Below are 14,210 nucleotides of genomic sequence, written 5' to 3' on the forward strand. Positions count from 1 at the left end.
GCCGGCCGAGGAGCCGACGGCGCGTGGCGGCTTCTTCACCCGGCTGAAGGCGGGGCTCTCGCGCTCCACCGCCAAGCTGACGGACGGGCTGACCGGCCTGTTCACCAAGCGCAAGCTGGACGACGCAGCGCTGGAGGAGCTGGAGGAGGCGCTGATCACCGCCGATCTCGGCGTCGCGGCGGCGCAGCGCATCGTCACCGCCTTCCGCCACACCCGCTTCGGCAAGGAGGTGGGCGACCAGGAGGTGCGCGAGGCGCTGGCCGCCGAGATCGCCACCATCCTGGAGCCGGTGGCGAAGCCCCTGGTGCTGGACGGAGCGAAGCGCCCGCATGTGGTGCTGGTGGTGGGCGTCAATGGCACCGGCAAGACCACCACCATCGCCAAGCTCGGCCAGCAGTTCCGTGAGCAGGGCAAGCGCGTCACCTTCGTGGCGGGGGATACCTTCCGCGCCGCGGCGGTGGAGCAGCTGCAGATCTGGGGCAACCGCACCGGCTGCGCCGTGGTGGCCCCCGCGAAGGAAGGCGCGGACGCCGCCGGCCTGGCCTTCGACGCGCTGAAGCAGGCCCAGGCCCAGGGCACGGAGGTGCTGCTGGTGGACACCGCCGGCCGCCTGCACAACAAGGCCGCTCTGATGGAGGAGCTGCGCAAGGTGGTGCGCGTCATGCGCCGCCTGGACGAGACGGCGCCGCACTCCGTGCTGCTGGTGCTGGATGCCACCACCGGCCAGAACGCCACCCAGCAATGCAAGGTGTTCGGCGAGATGGTGGATGTCACCGGCCTTGTCGTCACCAAGCTAGACGGCTCGGCCAAGGGCGGCATCGTGGTGGCGCTGGCGCAGGAATTCGGCCTGCCGGTGCATGCCGTGGGCGTGGGCGAGAAGGCCGCCGACCTGCGCCCCTTCTCGGCGCGCGACTATGCCCGCTCGCTGCTCGGCCTCGGCTGAGCGGCGCCTAGATTAGAGCAGGATCGCGGCGCGGGGCTGGGGCGCGTGCGCTGCGGCACGGCCCAGGCTTGGAAACCCGAGGGGCTTTGCCTAGGTTTTCCACAGCCCGGGGCGCCTGCCGCGCCCGGCGACCGACTGGGGCGGGCGGCTCGCGCGGCCTCGCCCTGCCCTGATCCATGGCGGAGCCCGACCTTGCCCGATCCGACGCGCATCCCGACAACGCCTGCCCCGCCCGCCACCGGGCCCGTGCCCGGCGGGCTGGCGGCGCTGCGCCAGGCGCACGGCATCCCGGCCCTGCCCGCCGTGCCGCTGCCGCCCGTGCCGGGGGGGCCGATCACGGTGGCCTCCTACAACGTCCACAAATGCGTCGGGCTGGACCGGCGCTTCAACCCGCAGCGCATTGCCCGCGTCATCGCCGAGATGCAGCCGGACATCATCGCGGTGCAGGAGGCGGACAAGCGCTTCGGCCGCCGCGTCGGCCTGCTGGACACGGAGATGCTGCGCGAGGCCGGGCTTTCCCTGGTGCCGGTCTCCCGCCTGCCGGACGGGCATGGCTGGCACGGCAACGCCCTGCTGGTGCGGGCCGGCACGCCGCTGGCGGTGCGCCGCCTGGCCCTGCCGGGGGCCGAGCCGCGCGGCGCCGTCATCACCGAGATGGAGCTGCCGGCGGGCCGGCTGCGCGTCGTCGCGGCGCATTTCGGCCTGCTGCGGCGCTGCCGCGCCCGCCAGGCCGCCGCCATCCTGGAGGCGATCGGCCAGGGCGAGAGCATGCCGACGCTGATGATGGGCGACCTGAACGAATGGCGCCCCGGCCGCCGCTCCTCGCTGCGCGCGCTGGAGGGGCTGTTCGGCACCCTGGCGATGAACCCGGCCAGCTTCCCCTCGCGCATGCCGGTTTTTGCGCTCGACCGCATCCTGGGCTGGCCCCGCGGCGTTGTGCGGGACGTGCAAGTGCATGACACCCCCCTGGCGCGCATCGCCTCCGACCACCTGCCGCTGAAGGCCCGGCTCGACCTCCGCCCGGCGCTGTCGGCCATGCCGCCGGCGGTCGCGGCGGCGGCATGAACGCGGGCGCGCCCCTGGAGGCCCTGGCCAGGGCGCCGCACGCCCCCGCGCAGCCAGTGCTGGCCGGCGCGCCGCCGCCTGTCTCGGACGCCGACACGATGGTCGAGAAGCTGCTCGATGGCGCCCCCACCGGCGTGGCGCTGCTGCCCGGCGGGCTGGAGGCCTTCATGGTGCGCGCCGCCAGCGCCCGCGCCGCCGGCCGCACCCTGGACCTGCAATACTACCGCTGGTCGGACGACATCACCGGCGGCCTCATGGCGCGCGAGGTGCTGTGCGCCGCCGACCGCGGCGTGCGCGTGCGCATGCTGCTCGACGACAGCTACGTGCTGGGGGTGGACCGGCGCATCGCGCTGCTCTCGGCGCATCCGCGCATCGAGGTGCGGCTGTTCAACACCGCCCGGCTGCGCTGGCTGGGGCAGGTGGCGCTGGCGGTGGAATTCGCCCTCGGCGGCTGGCACCTCAACCACCGCATGCACAACAAGGCCTGGGTGGCCGATGGCCGGCTGGCGCTGGTGGGCGGCCGCAACATCGCCGATGCCTATTTCGACGGCGCCGGCGACTTCAACTTCCGCGACCTCGACCTGCTGATCGCCGGCGAGGCCGCGCGGCAGGCCCAGGCGGTGTTCGACAGCTACTGGTCCAGCAGCCTGGCCCGCCCGGTGGAGCAGTTCCGCCTCGCCGCCGGGCTCGGCGCCGCGGCGCTGGCCGCCTTCCGCGCCGAGCTGGATGCCATCCCCGATTCCGGCAAGGCCCGGCCCTATCTGCGCGCCCTAGCCGAGACGCGCCGCCAGTTCCTGGACCAGGAGCGCCCGCTGCTGCCCGCCGCCGACACGGTGCGCGTGCTGGCCGACCCCCCCGCCAAGGCCAAGGGGCGCGGCGTGCCCGGCGGCCTGGCGCCGGCGCTGGACGCGCTGCTGCGCGAGGCGCAGCGGGAGGCGGTGCTGATCTCCCCCTATTTCGTGCCCGGCAAGGCGGGGATGCGGGTGCTGGAGGATCTGGTGCGGCGCGGGGTGCGGGTGACCGTCATCACCAACTCCCTCGCGGCGACGGATGTGGTCGCGGTGCATGCCGGCTATGCCCGCTACCGCCCGCGCCTGGTCGAGCTCGGCATCGACCTCTACGAGCTGAAGCGCAGCGGCGCGCATGGCAGCGGCGTGTTCGGCTCGCGCGGCGCCAGCCTGCACACCAAGGCGCTGATGGTGGACCGCGACCTCGTCTTCGTCGGCTCCTTCAACCTCGACCCGCGCTCGGCCAATTTGAACACCGAGATGGGGGCGGTGGCCCGCCATCCGGGCCTGGCGGAGCAGCTCGGGCTGGAGCAGCACCGCCTCTCCGACCCCGGCCGCAGCTACCGCGTCGGCCGTACCCCGAAGGGGCGCCTGACCTGGACCGATGCCGGCGGCACCACCCTGCACGAGCCGGAGGCGCCCTGGACGCGCCGCCTTCTGGCGCGGCTGGTGCGCTGGCTGCCGATCGAGGCGCAGCTCTAGGGGGCCCGCCCCACGCGGCCACAGCCGGCCCGCCCTGCCCGCCGTTTCGCAAGAATCGCCGCCCCGCCCCTTGCCACCCGCGCCCGGGGTGGCAAGGCTGTCGGCAGACGATCCGGCCCGCAGACACCATGATGGAAACCGCCATGACCGATATCCTGTTCGTCAAAGCCGCCCTGCCGCGGGCGGGCGCGCTGGTCCTGCCGCTGGCCGAGGGCTTCACCCTCTCCGGCCTGGCGCAGGAGGCGGACGCAGCCTGCGGCGGCGCGGTCTCGCGCGGGCTGGAGGCGGCGGGCTTCAGGGGCCGCAAGGGGCAGAGCTGCACGCTCTGGGCGCCGGGCGGGCATCTCTCCCGCATCGTCGCGGTCGGCCTCGGCCCGAAGCCGGACGCGGAGAGCGCGCAGCAGGCCGGCGGCGCCGCCCTGCCGCTGATCGCCAGCGAGCCGGAGGCGGTGATCGCGGCCGAGGGGCTGAACGCCGCCCTGACCGCCGCCCTGGCCTTCGGCGCCCGGCTGCGCGGCTACCGCTTCGACAAGTACCGCACGCGCGAGAAGCCGGAGGACAAGCCGAAGCTGCTGCGCCTCAGCCTCGCCAGCGCCGAGCCGGCGGAGGCCAAGGCGGCCTTCCAGCCCCTCTCGGCGCTGGCCGACGGGGTGTTCCTCTCGCGCGACCTGGTCAGCGAGCCGCCCAACATCCTCCACCCGGAGGAGATGGCGGAGCGCTGCAAGGTGCTGGAGAAGCTCGGCGTCACGGTCGAGATCCTCGGCCCGAAGGAGCTGCGGAAGCTCGGCTTCGGCGCGCTGCTCGGCGTGGCCATGGGCAGCGCGCGGGAGCCGCGCATGGTGGTGATGCAGTGGCGCGGCGCGGCGCAGGACGCGCAGCCGGTGGCCTTCATCGGCAAGGGCGTCACCTTCGACACGGGCGGCATCTCCATCAAGCCGGCCGGCGGCATGGAGGACATGAAGTACGACATGGCCGGCGCCGGCACCGTCATTGGCCTGATGGGGGCGCTGGCCGGGCGGAAGGCGAAGGTCAACGCCGTCGGGCTGGTGGGGCTGGTGGAGAACATGCCCTCCGGCACCGCGCAGCGCCCGGGCGACGTGGTGCGCTCCTACTCCGGCCAGACCATCGAGGTGATCAACACCGACGCCGAGGGCCGGCTCGTGCTGGCCGACGTGCTCTGGTACGCGCGGGAGCGCTTCCGGCCGCGCTTCATGGTCGATCTCGCCACGCTGACCGGCGCCATCATCGTGGCGCTGGGGCACGAGCATGCGGGCATGTTCGCCAATGACGACACGCTGGCGCAGCAGCTCTCCGCCGCCGGCGCCGCCACGGGCGAGGCGGTGTGGCGGATGCCGCTCGGCGAGGCCTATGACAAGCTGATCAAGTCCGACATCGCCGACATGAAGAATGTGGGCGGCCGCCCCGGCGGCTCGATCAGCGCCGCGCAGTTCCTGCAGCGCTTCGTCGACACGCGCGAGGGGCATGTGCCCTGGGCGCATCTCGACATCGCCGGCACCGCCTGGGCGACGAAGGACAGCGCCCTGACGCCGAAGGGCGCCACGGCCTTCGGCGTGCGGCTGCTCGACCGGCTGGTGGCCGACCATTACGAGGGCTGAGGATACGCGGGCCGAGGACCGGCCGCCCGGCGCGGAAGGCGCCGCCCGGGCGCCGGCCGCGCCCCCCCGCCTGCGGCTGCGCGGAAGTCTGGGCCGCAAGACCGCCGCGCTCACCCGCATCCTGCCCTGGCGCGCCGGAACGCCGGCGCCCGAAGGCTTCCCGGCCCAGGATTTTCCGCACCGGCCCGGCACGGCGCGCTGGAGCCCTGGCCGCATCGTGACGCCGGGGCCGGACTGGGAGCAGGCCGGCGCCGCCGGCCTCGGCGCCCTGCCTGCGGGCGAGACGCGCGCGGTGCTGGACGCCACGGCCCTCGCGCCGGCGGAGGCGGTGGCCTTCGCCACCGGCGCCGTGCTGGGCGCCACCCGCGCCGGGCTGCGGCTGGAGCTGCTGCACCCCGCGCCGGAGGCGGTGGCGCCGCTCTGGCACGATGCCTGGGCGGTGGCGCAGGGCGTGGCGCTGGCGCGCGGCCTGGTGGCGGCGCCGGGCAACGTGCTGACGCCCAAGGCATTCGGCCACCGGCTGAAGGCGCTGGAGCAGCACGGCATCGCGGTGCAGTTGCTGGGGCGCAAGCGGCTGCGGCAGGCCGGCTTCGGCGGGCTGCTGGCGGTGGGCCAGGGCTCGGCCAATCCGCCGCGCCTGGCGGTGCTGCGCTGGGCCGGGCGGATCGCCGCGCCGCCGGTGGTGTTCGTGGCCAAGGGCATCACCTTCGACACGGGCGGGCTCTCGATCAAGCCCGCCGCCGGCATGGAGCAGATGCGCGCCGACATGGCCGGCGCCGCCGCCTGCGCCGGCGCCATGCTGGCGCTGGCACTGCGCGACAGCCCCGCCCCCGCCGCCGCCGTGCTGGCCCTGGCCGAGAACGCCATCGGCGCCGCCGCCTACCGGCCGGGCGACGTGGTCACCACCCTGTCCGGCCGCACGGTGGAGATCATCGATACCGACGCCGAGGGCCGCCTCGTGCTGGCGGACGCGCTGAACTACGCGGTGCGCGCCTTCCGCCCTGAGGCGGTGGTGGACCTCGCCACCCTGACCGGCGCCGCCATCACCGCGCTCGGCCACCACCGGGCGGCGCTGTTCGGCAACGACGCGCCGCTCGGCGCCATCCTCTGCGCCGCCGGCGAGGCGGTGGGCGAGCGGCTCTGGCCGCTGCCGATCGGCGCGGCGCACCGCGAGGACCTGCGGAGCGACATCGCCGACCTGAGGCAGTGCGCCACCGGCCTCGGCCAGCCGGATGCCTGCCACGCCGCGGCCTTCCTGCGCGAGTTCCTGGGCGATACACCCCCCGCCTGGGCGCATGTCGACATGGCCGGGCAGGCCGGGAACCCGCCCGGCCTGCCGGAAGGGCCGAGCGGCTTCGGCGTGCGGCTGCTGGAGCGGCTGGTGGCGCTGCGCTTCGAGGACGCGCACCGCCGCTGAGGGGCGGAACCGGAGGGAAGGCAGGACGTGAGCGAGATCGGCTTCTACCACCTGACGCGCACGCCGCTGGCGGCGGCGCTGCCAAAGCTGCTGGGCCGGGTGCTGGCGCAGAACGGCCGGGCGGTGGTGCGGGTGGGCGACGCCGAGCGGCTGGAAAGCCTCGACGCCGCCCTCTGGCTCTCCGCCGACCCGGACTGGCTGCCGCATGGCAGCCCGCGCAGCGGCCATGCCGCGATGCAGCCGATCTGGCTGACCACCGAGGACGAGGCGCCGAATGACGCGCGCTTCCTGTTCCTGGTCGATGGCGCGGAAAGCGCGCGGCTCGGCAGCTACGACCGGGTGTTCGACCTGTTCGACGGCCAGGACGAGGCGGCTGTGGCCGCCGCCCGCCAGCGCTGGAGCGCCGCCAAGGCGGCCGGCCACAGCCTGACCTACTGGCAGCAGGGCCCGCGCGGCTGGGAGCGCAAGGCCTGAACCCCGGCGCGCCTGCGGATCACATCACCATCGCGGCCTGGCGCGCCGGCGGCTCCGGGATCTCCAGCGGCGAATCGGCCGGCAGGGGCGGCTCCGAGAGGGTCTCGATCGCGGCGATGCTGGCGGCGCCCAGGCGGATGCGGCAGTGCAGCCCGGTGGGCGACCACAGGAAGGTGGCGCCGCCGCCCAGCTGGTGCCGCGCCAGGGTGTGGATCAGCCGGAAGCCGAAGCCCTGCCGGCCCGGCTCCCCCTGCACCTCCGGGCCGCCGCTCTCGCGCCAGTCCAGCATCAGCCCGCCCTGCGCCACGGCCAGCCAGCGCACCTCCACCATGCCCTCCGTTCGGGAGAGGGCGCCATGCTTGGCGGCGTTGGTGGACAGCTCGTGCAGGATCATCTCCACGGGCTGCACGCTGCCCGGGGTCAGGCGCACCGCCGGGCCGTGCCAGACCAGGCGCGGCGCCCCGCCGGCATCCTCGTAGGTGGCAAGCTCCCGCCGCACCACCGATTCCAGCTCCGCCCCCGCCCAGCCCTGGCCGGCCAGCAGGTCGTGCGCGCGGGCCATGGCGCAGAGCCGGCCGTCGAGATTGGCGACGAACTGCGCCGGCGGCACGTTGCGCGGCGTCAGCAGCAGCAGCGAACGCACCACGGCCATGATGTTCTTGGCGCGGTGGTCCACCTCGCGCGCCAGCAGGGTGGCGCGTTCCTCGGCCTCCCGCTGCACGGTGCTGTCCAGCAGCACGCCGTCCCAGATGACCGAACCATCGACGCCCGGATGGGCGCTGGCCATGCTGCGCAGCCAGAGGCGGCGGCCATCGGCGGTGGTGAAGTCGAACTCCAGCAGCAGCGGGGTCAGCGTGTCGGCCGAGTGGCGCAGCGCCGCCTCCACCCGCGCCCGCGTCTCCGGCGCCAGGCCGCGCTGCAGCGCCGCCTGCGGCGAGGTGCCGCTGGGCTCGCCCATCAGCGTGGTCAGCCCGTCGCTCATATAGGGGCATTCCAGCTTGCCGCCGGGGGTGCGGACGATACGGTAGAGCGCGCCCGGCAGGTTGGCGGCGATGTCGGAGAGGCGGCGCTCCGCCTCCTGCTCGGCCAGGGCGCGGGTCAGCATCTCCTGCGCCGCCTGGCCGCGCCGGGTCTGGTAGGCCAGCACGCAGACCAGCACCAGAGCGGCGGCCAGCGCCACGCCCATCACCAGCGTCAGCAGCGAGGGCCGCGGCATCCATTCCGTCAGGGAGCCGACCACGGTGGTGACGATGCGCCAGCCGGTGAGCGGGCCGGTGAGGGTGATGGGGCTCAGCGTGCCCTCGGCCGGCTCCCCCGCCTCGCCCGGCTGCACCGGCGGGCGGCTGGCGATGTCCTGGCCGGCATGGTCCAGCACGCGGTGGTGCAGCCCCGGCATGTGGAGCTGGTCGCGCAGCGCCTGTTCCACCAGCGTGGCCGGCACCACGATGGTGACGACGCCGCCGCCCTCTTCCACCGGCAGCGGCGCGTGCAGCAGCAGGTGCGCGCCCAGCCCGGAGCGGGCGCGCCGCAGGCTGCTGGCCATGGGCTGGTGCAGGCTGGCGGCACGGGCCTCCCCTTCCGGATCGGGCGCCCAGAGCGCGAATTCGTCATGCGCCACCCGCCAGAGCAGCCCGTCCGGCCCGGAGACCTGCACCCCCAGCCAGCCCTGCCGGCGCAGCAGCTCCAGCGGCACCGGGGCGTCCTTGGAAGGCTTGTCCTTGGTCAGGGCGGGCAGGCGTGCGCCGCTGGTGGCCGCCATCACGGCAACCTCCAGCTCCCGCCCCAGCCGGGCCTCCACCTGGTGCAGGGCTGTCTGGGCGGATTGCCGCACGATGGCCGCCGCCATCCTGTGCTGATGGTCGGTGGTCGTGGCATGCAACAGGGCAACCGCCATGGCGCAGAGCAGGATCGCCAGGGCAAGGTAAGAGAGGCGGAGGCTCCGGACAGCCATAAGGCGCATCCCTCATCGTGACGAATCACGAAAAGTTTATTACGCCTTGCGAAGCCACGCCAGACTTCGTTTGCCCTCTGAGCGATTTTATCAACCCTGAGGCAATTCTCCTCCCTCCCAAACCGCGTGAGGAGCGCGCCACAGTACCTTCTCCCGCATGGCCGCGGCCAGCGCCGCCGCCACCACCTCCAGCAGCTTCTCGCCTTTCTCCGCCGTTGCGGCGCGCGGGTCGCCGCGCACGCCGGTGCGGGGCGCCCGCTCCTCGAAGGACCAGAAGCGCTGGAACACCGCGCCGGCGGAGACGCCCGGCCCCGCCAGGGCATCGGCGACCTTGTCCTGCCGCACCTCCTCCGGGTGCAGCGCCAGCCAGAAGCTGGTCTCCGCCTCGCAGGCGTGCTGCACGCCCGGCTGCGTCTCCAGCACCGCCGCCACGCCCGGCCCGTCGATGTGGAAGATGGTGGTGGCCACCACCGGCATGGCGAACTCCGTGCACAGCTCGCGCGCCGCGACGGCCAGCGGGTCGATGTTGCCGCCATGGCTGTTCACCAGCAGCAGCCGGCCGAAGCCCTGCGCCTTCAGCGAGCGGCAGACGCAGCGCAGCACGCCGTGGAAGGTCTGGTAGTCCAGGCTGATGGTGCCGCCGAAGGGCAGGTGGTGTTCCGACATGCCCATCCACATCGGCGGCAGCACCACCGCCGGCACGTCGCGCGCCTGCTCGGCGGCGCGGACGCAGCAGGCATGGCCGATCATGCTGTCGGTCCAGACCGGCAGGTGCGGCCCGTGCTGCTCCAGCGCCGCCACCGGCAGCACCACCAGCGCGCCGCGTCCGGCGAGCGCCCGCAGCTCGGGCGCGGTCAGCTTCTCCCAGCGCACTTCGTCCGGTGTCTCGCTCATGGCCTGCTCCTCTCGCGGTGATGGCGGAGGGAACGGAACCATGCCGGCACGGCGGGGGAAACCCGTGCGGCGGCACGGCGGGGCTTTTTCCCCGCGCGCCCGCGGGTGCTACAGGGATATCAGCATGACAGACGCCGAACTCCTCGCCCTGGCCGCGCGACTCGCCCGCAGCGCCGCCGCCGCCATCCTCTCCGTGCGTGACGCCGGCTTCTCGGTGGAGCGCAAGGAGGATCTCAGCCCCGTCACCGCCGCCGACCGGCTGGCCGAGGCGATCATCACCGAGGGGCTGCGCGAAGCGGCGCCCGGCATCCCCGTGGTCGGGGAGGAGGCGGTCTCGGACGGGGCCGAGCTTTCCGCCGCGCCGCGCTACTGGCTGGTGGACCCGCTGGACGGCACCCGCGAATTCGCCGCCGGCCGGGCCGAGTTCACGGTCAATATTGGCCTCATCGAGAATGGCCGGCCGAAGCTCGGCGCCGTCGCCATCCCGGCGACGGACGAGCTGTTCACCGGCATCGTCGGCCAGGGCGCCTGGAAGGAGGATGCCGGCGGGCACCGCCCCATCGCCTGCCGCGCGGTGCCGGCGGAGGGGCTCGTGGTCATGGCCAGCCGCCACTACAAGGACGACCCGAAGCTTCCCGCCTTCCTGGAGGGGCGGCGGGTGCAGCGCATCGTACAGATCGGCTCGGCGGTGAAGTTCTGCCGCCTGGCGGAAGGCGCGGCCGACCTCTACCCGCGCTTCGGCCGCACCATGGAGTGGGACACGGCGGCACCGGAGGCGGTGCTGGTGGCCGCCGGCGGCCGCTGCACCCATTTCGACGGCAGCCCGCTCGGCTACGGCAAGCCCGGCTGGGAGAACCAGCCCTTCCTCTGCCAGGGCCGCGCGTGAGCCTCCCGACGGAGCGCCTGCCGGAGGGCGCCATCAAGCGCGCCGCCGGGCTGCTGCGGGCCGGCGCGCTGGTCGCCTTCCCCACCGAGACGGTCTATGGCCTCGGCGCCGATGCGCGGCAGGCACGCGCCGTGGCGCGCATCTTCGAGGCCAAGGGCCGGCCGCGCTTCAACCCGCTGATCAGCCATTTCCCCGATGCCGAGGCCGCCTTCGCCGAGGTGGTGGCCGACGAGCGCGCCCGCGCCGTGGCCGCGCGCTTCTGGCCCGGCCCCCTCACCCTGGTGCTGCCGCGCGCGCCGGACAGCCGGATCGACGCCCTGACCGGCGCCGGGCAGCCGACGCTGGCGGTGCGCGTGCCGGCCCATCCGCTGGCGCGGGCGCTGCTGCGGGCGGCGGGGGTGCCGGTGGCGGCACCCTCGGCCAACCGCTCCGGCGCCGTCTCCCCCACCACCGCCGCGCATGTGCTGGACGGGCTGTCCGGGCGGATCGAGGCGGTGCTCGATGGCGGGGCCTGCGCCGTGGGGGTGGAGAGCACGGTGCTCGACCTCTCCGGCCCCCAGCCGCGGCTGCTGCGCCCGGGCGGCGTGCCGGAGGCGGCGCTGGCGGCGCTGCTCGGCCCGCTCGGCCGGCCCGGCGCCCAGGCCGAGGGCACGGCGCTGCCGGCGCCGGGGATGATGCGCTCGCACTACGCCCCCGGCCTGCCGGTGCGGCTGGAGGCGCGCGCGGTGGCGCCGGGCGAGGCGCTGCTGGCCTTCGGGCCGCCGCTGCCGGGCGCCGGCGCCGTCTGGCAGCTCAGCGAATCGGGCGACACGGTGGAGGCCGCCTCCCGCCTTTTCGCCGGGCTGCGCTGGCTGGACGAGGAGGGCGCGCGGCGCGGCCTCTCCGGCATCGCGGCGATGCCGGTGCCGGACGAGGGCCTGGGCGCCGCGATCAACGACCGCCTGGCGCGGGCGGCGGCGCCACGGGGTTCTTGAAGGCCGGCGGGGGAGCAGGCCCTCCCCTGGCCATCCTCCCGCCGGTCAGGCAGCGGTGCCGCGGGCCTGGGCTTGGGCCTGGGCCTGCTGCGCGGCGAGGCGCCGGTGCGCCTGGAGCAGCGAGGGCTGCGTGGCGCCCCGGGCGATGGCGCGCTCCAGCACCGCCACGGCCTCGTCCACATGCCCCGCCTTGCTCAGCATCAGGGCGAGGAATTCCTCCAGGCGGGGGTTGCCGGGGTCGCAGCGCAGCGCGTCCCCGGCGCTGCGCACCGCCTGCTCCGTCAGCTTCATGCGGTTCAGCACCTCGGCCAGCAGGCGGTGGCTGGCGGCATGGCCGGGGCTCAGCCGCACGACCGTCTCGGCCACCGCGCGGGACGCCGGCAGCTGCCCGGCGCGCAGCAGCAGCCGGGCATGGTGGGTGTGGTAGCGGGCGCGGTCCGGCGCGGCCGCGCAGGCGGCGGCGGCGGCCTCCAGCGCCTCCTCCTGGCGGCCCAGCACCGCGAGCAGGCCGCTGCGGTGGCGCTGCGCCTCGGCCAGATCGCCCGGCGCCGCGTCGAAATCCAGCATCGCCAGGGCAGCCCTGGCATCGGCCTGGGCCGTTTCCACCGCGCCTTCCTGCATGTGCCGCTCGCAGCGCAGGCGCAGCATCTCCAGCAGCCAGAGCCGCATCTGCGGCTGCTCCGGCGCCAGGGTCAGCCCTTCCCGCAGCAGGGCGATGGCTTCCTCCGTCCCGCCCTCGGCGCGCAGCATCTGCACCAGCTTCAGCCGCGCCGCCACCGTGGCGGGAGAGAGCGCCACGGCCTGGCGCAGCGCCGCGATGGCACCCGGCCGGTCGTCCACCGCCTGCCGGATCTGTGCGGCAAGCTGGAACAGCTCGCCCCTTCCGGGCTGCATCGCCAGCGCCCGGTCGCAGAGCGCCGCCGCCGCCGCCGGCCGGCGGTGCCGCAGCAGCGCGCGGCTGAGCTGCATCAGGTGGTTCCACGACTCCCGGCGGCGCCCGTGCCAGGGCAGCGCGGGCAGCCGCCCTTCCGCCAGGTAGCCGAAGAGCAGCGGCTTCAGCAGGCCCAGATCGGCCAGCATCGGCGCGCTGGGGTGGCCGGAATAGGGAATGGGCAGCAGCCTCGCCGCGGGGTAGGCGGCCAGGATCTCCTGCTCCAGGTAGCGCATGTCCTCGCCCATCAGCGCGTCGCCGGCCAGGCGGGGGTCGTAGAGCAGGGCCACGCCCAGGGTGCGGTCCTCCCCCTCCGCCATCGGGGCGTGGCGGAAGCTGGCGCCCCAGCGCGCCCGTGCCCGCTCATGCGAGGGGTAGGAGGCATGGATGGAGGCACGCGGCGAGATGGCCAGCACATGCGCGGCGAAGGGCCGGGCGAAGTAGAGCGCCGCATAGGCGCCGGCGCTGGAGCCATAGAACAGCACGCGCCCATAGGCGGCGATGCGCGCGCCGAACTCTGCCACGAAGGTCTCGCGGCTGATATCCTGGTACCAGTTCTCGCGCCGCTTCTGCACGGCCAGCACGTCGATGCCGCCGCCCGTCAGCACCGTCTCGCCGAAGCCGGGCCGCTCGACCTCCAGGCTGCGGAACGGATCGAAGGTGACCGCCAGGGTGGCGCCCAGGCCGGGTGGCGGCGCCGTTCCGGCCGCGGTGAAGGTGACGGTGTTGACACCATTGTCGAAGAGGCGCTGGCGGACGGGCATGGCGGCGGCTGGTTTGGCTCCCGGGCATGGCAGCGGGCGACGCGGCGGGGTCGTCACGCCTGCCGCCGCTCGGCACCGTTCTCCCAGGATATCATTGCACCGTCACCTTCACGATTTCTTGAACCTGTGCCGCGCCGCCGGACTGCTGCTGCTGCTGCTCGGCGGCTGCGCCACCCCGGAGGGGGCGCTGCCGCTGGCCGGGCTGCGCGCCGGGCTGGGGCCGGATTGCTGGGCCACCGGCGCCGCCACCCATATCGGCCGCGGCCGCTTCCTGACCGCGGCGCACCTGGTGGATGGCACCCAGCCCCTGCTGCAGGGCTGCGCCCCGGGCGCGGCGCCGCCCTCCATCCGCTTCCAGGGGCGGGACCATACGGCGGAGCTGCTGCGTGCCGGGCAGGCCGATCTCGGACCCGGGCTCGACCCTCTCGGCCTCGGCACCGTCTATGTCGGCGGGCGGGACGTGGCGCTGCTGCGGGTGGCGGGCCTGGCGGCCGGCGCCCCCGCCTTGCCGCTCTGCGCCGGCGCGCCGTGGCCGGGCCAGCCCGTGCTGGTGCTGACGCCGCGCCGCCGCGCCACCAGCCGCATCGCCGGGCTGCGGCCGGAGGCCACGGCACTGCACGGCGCCTATGCCGAGATGCCGCTGCGGCTGGAGCCCGGCGAATCCGGCGGCGCGGTGGTCGATGCGTCGGTGCCCTGCCTGCTCGGCCTGGTCAGCCACCGCGCCGAGGCGGGCGGGAGGCCGGCCGGCACGCGCCTCGTGCCCGCGCCGGTGCTGCGGGCGTTTCTCGGGGAGTAGCCGGGCGCG

General features: G+C 74.9%; 12 protein-coding genes. 9 read left to right on the top strand and 3 right to left on the bottom strand.

Annotated features, from left to right (window positions below; all coding sequences use genetic code 11):
- The first annotated feature begins 43 nt into the window (after positions 1 to 43).
- The 6 genes from ftsY to ACZJYS_RS16950 all read left to right on the top strand — a co-directional run bounded on the left by ftsY (position 44) and on the right by ACZJYS_RS16950 (position 7,005).
- Entirely contained in the window at positions 44 to 943 is a 900-nt protein-coding gene (gene ftsY, locus ACZJYS_RS16925) for a signal recognition particle-docking protein FtsY (protein ID WP_493179693.1), read from the top strand.
- 192 nt (positions 944 to 1,135) lie between these two features.
- Positions 1,136 to 2,008 (top strand): endonuclease/exonuclease/phosphatase family protein, encoded by an 873-nt coding sequence (locus ACZJYS_RS16930; protein WP_493179684.1) that lies wholly within the window; start codon positions 1,136 to 1,138, stop codon positions 2,006 to 2,008.
- The gene (locus tag ACZJYS_RS16935) at positions 2,005 to 3,498 is read left to right on the top strand and encodes a phospholipase D family protein (protein WP_493179685.1); all 1,494 of its coding nucleotides are present in this window, start codon (positions 2,005 to 2,007) and stop codon (positions 3,496 to 3,498) included. The genes ACZJYS_RS16930 and ACZJYS_RS16935 overlap by 4 nt, the downstream gene beginning before the upstream one ends.
- Before the next feature lie 143 nt (positions 3,499 to 3,641).
- Entirely contained in the window at positions 3,642 to 5,114 is a 1,473-nt protein-coding gene (locus tag ACZJYS_RS16940) for a leucyl aminopeptidase (RefSeq protein ID WP_493179686.1), read from the top strand.
- Positions 5,115 to 5,331: 217 nt separating this feature from the next.
- Positions 5,332 to 6,531, top strand: a complete 1,200-nt coding sequence (locus ACZJYS_RS16945) for a leucyl aminopeptidase family protein (protein WP_493179687.1) — start codon at positions 5,332 to 5,334, stop codon at positions 6,529 to 6,531.
- Positions 6,532 to 6,558: 27 nt separating this feature from the next.
- Positions 6,559 to 7,005: a DNA polymerase III subunit chi gene (locus ACZJYS_RS16950; protein ID WP_109516749.1), complete on the top strand. Its 447-nt coding sequence runs from the start codon at positions 6,559 to 6,561 to the stop codon at positions 7,003 to 7,005.
- Positions 7,006 to 7,024: 19 nt separating this feature from the next.
- Here the strand turns inward: ACZJYS_RS16950 and ACZJYS_RS16955 are convergent, their stop codons facing one another.
- Positions 7,025 to 8,956 (bottom strand): HWE histidine kinase domain-containing protein, encoded by a 1,932-nt coding sequence (locus ACZJYS_RS16955; RefSeq protein WP_493179688.1) that lies wholly within the window; start codon positions 8,954 to 8,956, stop codon positions 7,025 to 7,027.
- Between the two features lie 90 nt (positions 8,957 to 9,046).
- On the bottom strand, positions 9,047 to 9,850 hold the full coding sequence (locus ACZJYS_RS16960; RefSeq protein WP_493179689.1) for a creatininase family protein: 804 nt from the start codon (positions 9,848 to 9,850) through the stop codon (positions 9,047 to 9,049).
- A 124-nt stretch (positions 9,851 to 9,974) separates the two neighbouring features.
- Between ACZJYS_RS16960 and cysQ the strand changes: the two genes are divergently transcribed.
- Together cysQ and ACZJYS_RS16970 are read left to right on the top strand one after the other, a co-directional pair.
- On the top strand, positions 9,975 to 10,736 hold the full coding sequence (cysQ, locus tag ACZJYS_RS16965) for a 3'(2'),5'-bisphosphate nucleotidase CysQ (protein WP_109516746.1): 762 nt from the start codon (positions 9,975 to 9,977) through the stop codon (positions 10,734 to 10,736).
- Positions 10,733 to 11,710 carry an L-threonylcarbamoyladenylate synthase gene (locus ACZJYS_RS16970; protein WP_493179690.1) on the top strand — a complete coding sequence of 326 codons (978 nt, stop codon included), beginning with the start codon at positions 10,733 to 10,735 and terminating at the stop codon, positions 11,708 to 11,710. The genes cysQ and ACZJYS_RS16970 overlap by 4 nt, the downstream gene beginning before the upstream one ends.
- A 45-nt stretch (positions 11,711 to 11,755) precedes the next feature.
- Here the strand turns inward: ACZJYS_RS16970 and ACZJYS_RS16975 are convergent, their stop codons facing one another.
- Positions 11,756 to 13,405 (bottom strand): tetratricopeptide repeat protein, encoded by a 1,650-nt coding sequence (locus ACZJYS_RS16975; RefSeq protein ID WP_493179691.1) that lies wholly within the window; start codon positions 13,403 to 13,405, stop codon positions 11,756 to 11,758.
- A 118-nt stretch (positions 13,406 to 13,523) separates the two neighbouring features.
- Between ACZJYS_RS16975 and ACZJYS_RS16980 the strand changes: the two genes are divergently transcribed.
- Complete coding sequence (locus ACZJYS_RS16980) at positions 13,524 to 14,201, top strand: trypsin-like peptidase domain-containing protein (RefSeq protein ID WP_493179692.1); 678 nt, start codon at positions 13,524 to 13,526, stop codon at positions 14,199 to 14,201.
- The last annotated feature ends 9 nt before the right edge of the window (positions 14,202 to 14,210 follow it).

The sequence above is a fragment of the Roseomonas sp. TS2 genome (genome assembly GCF_058833935.1).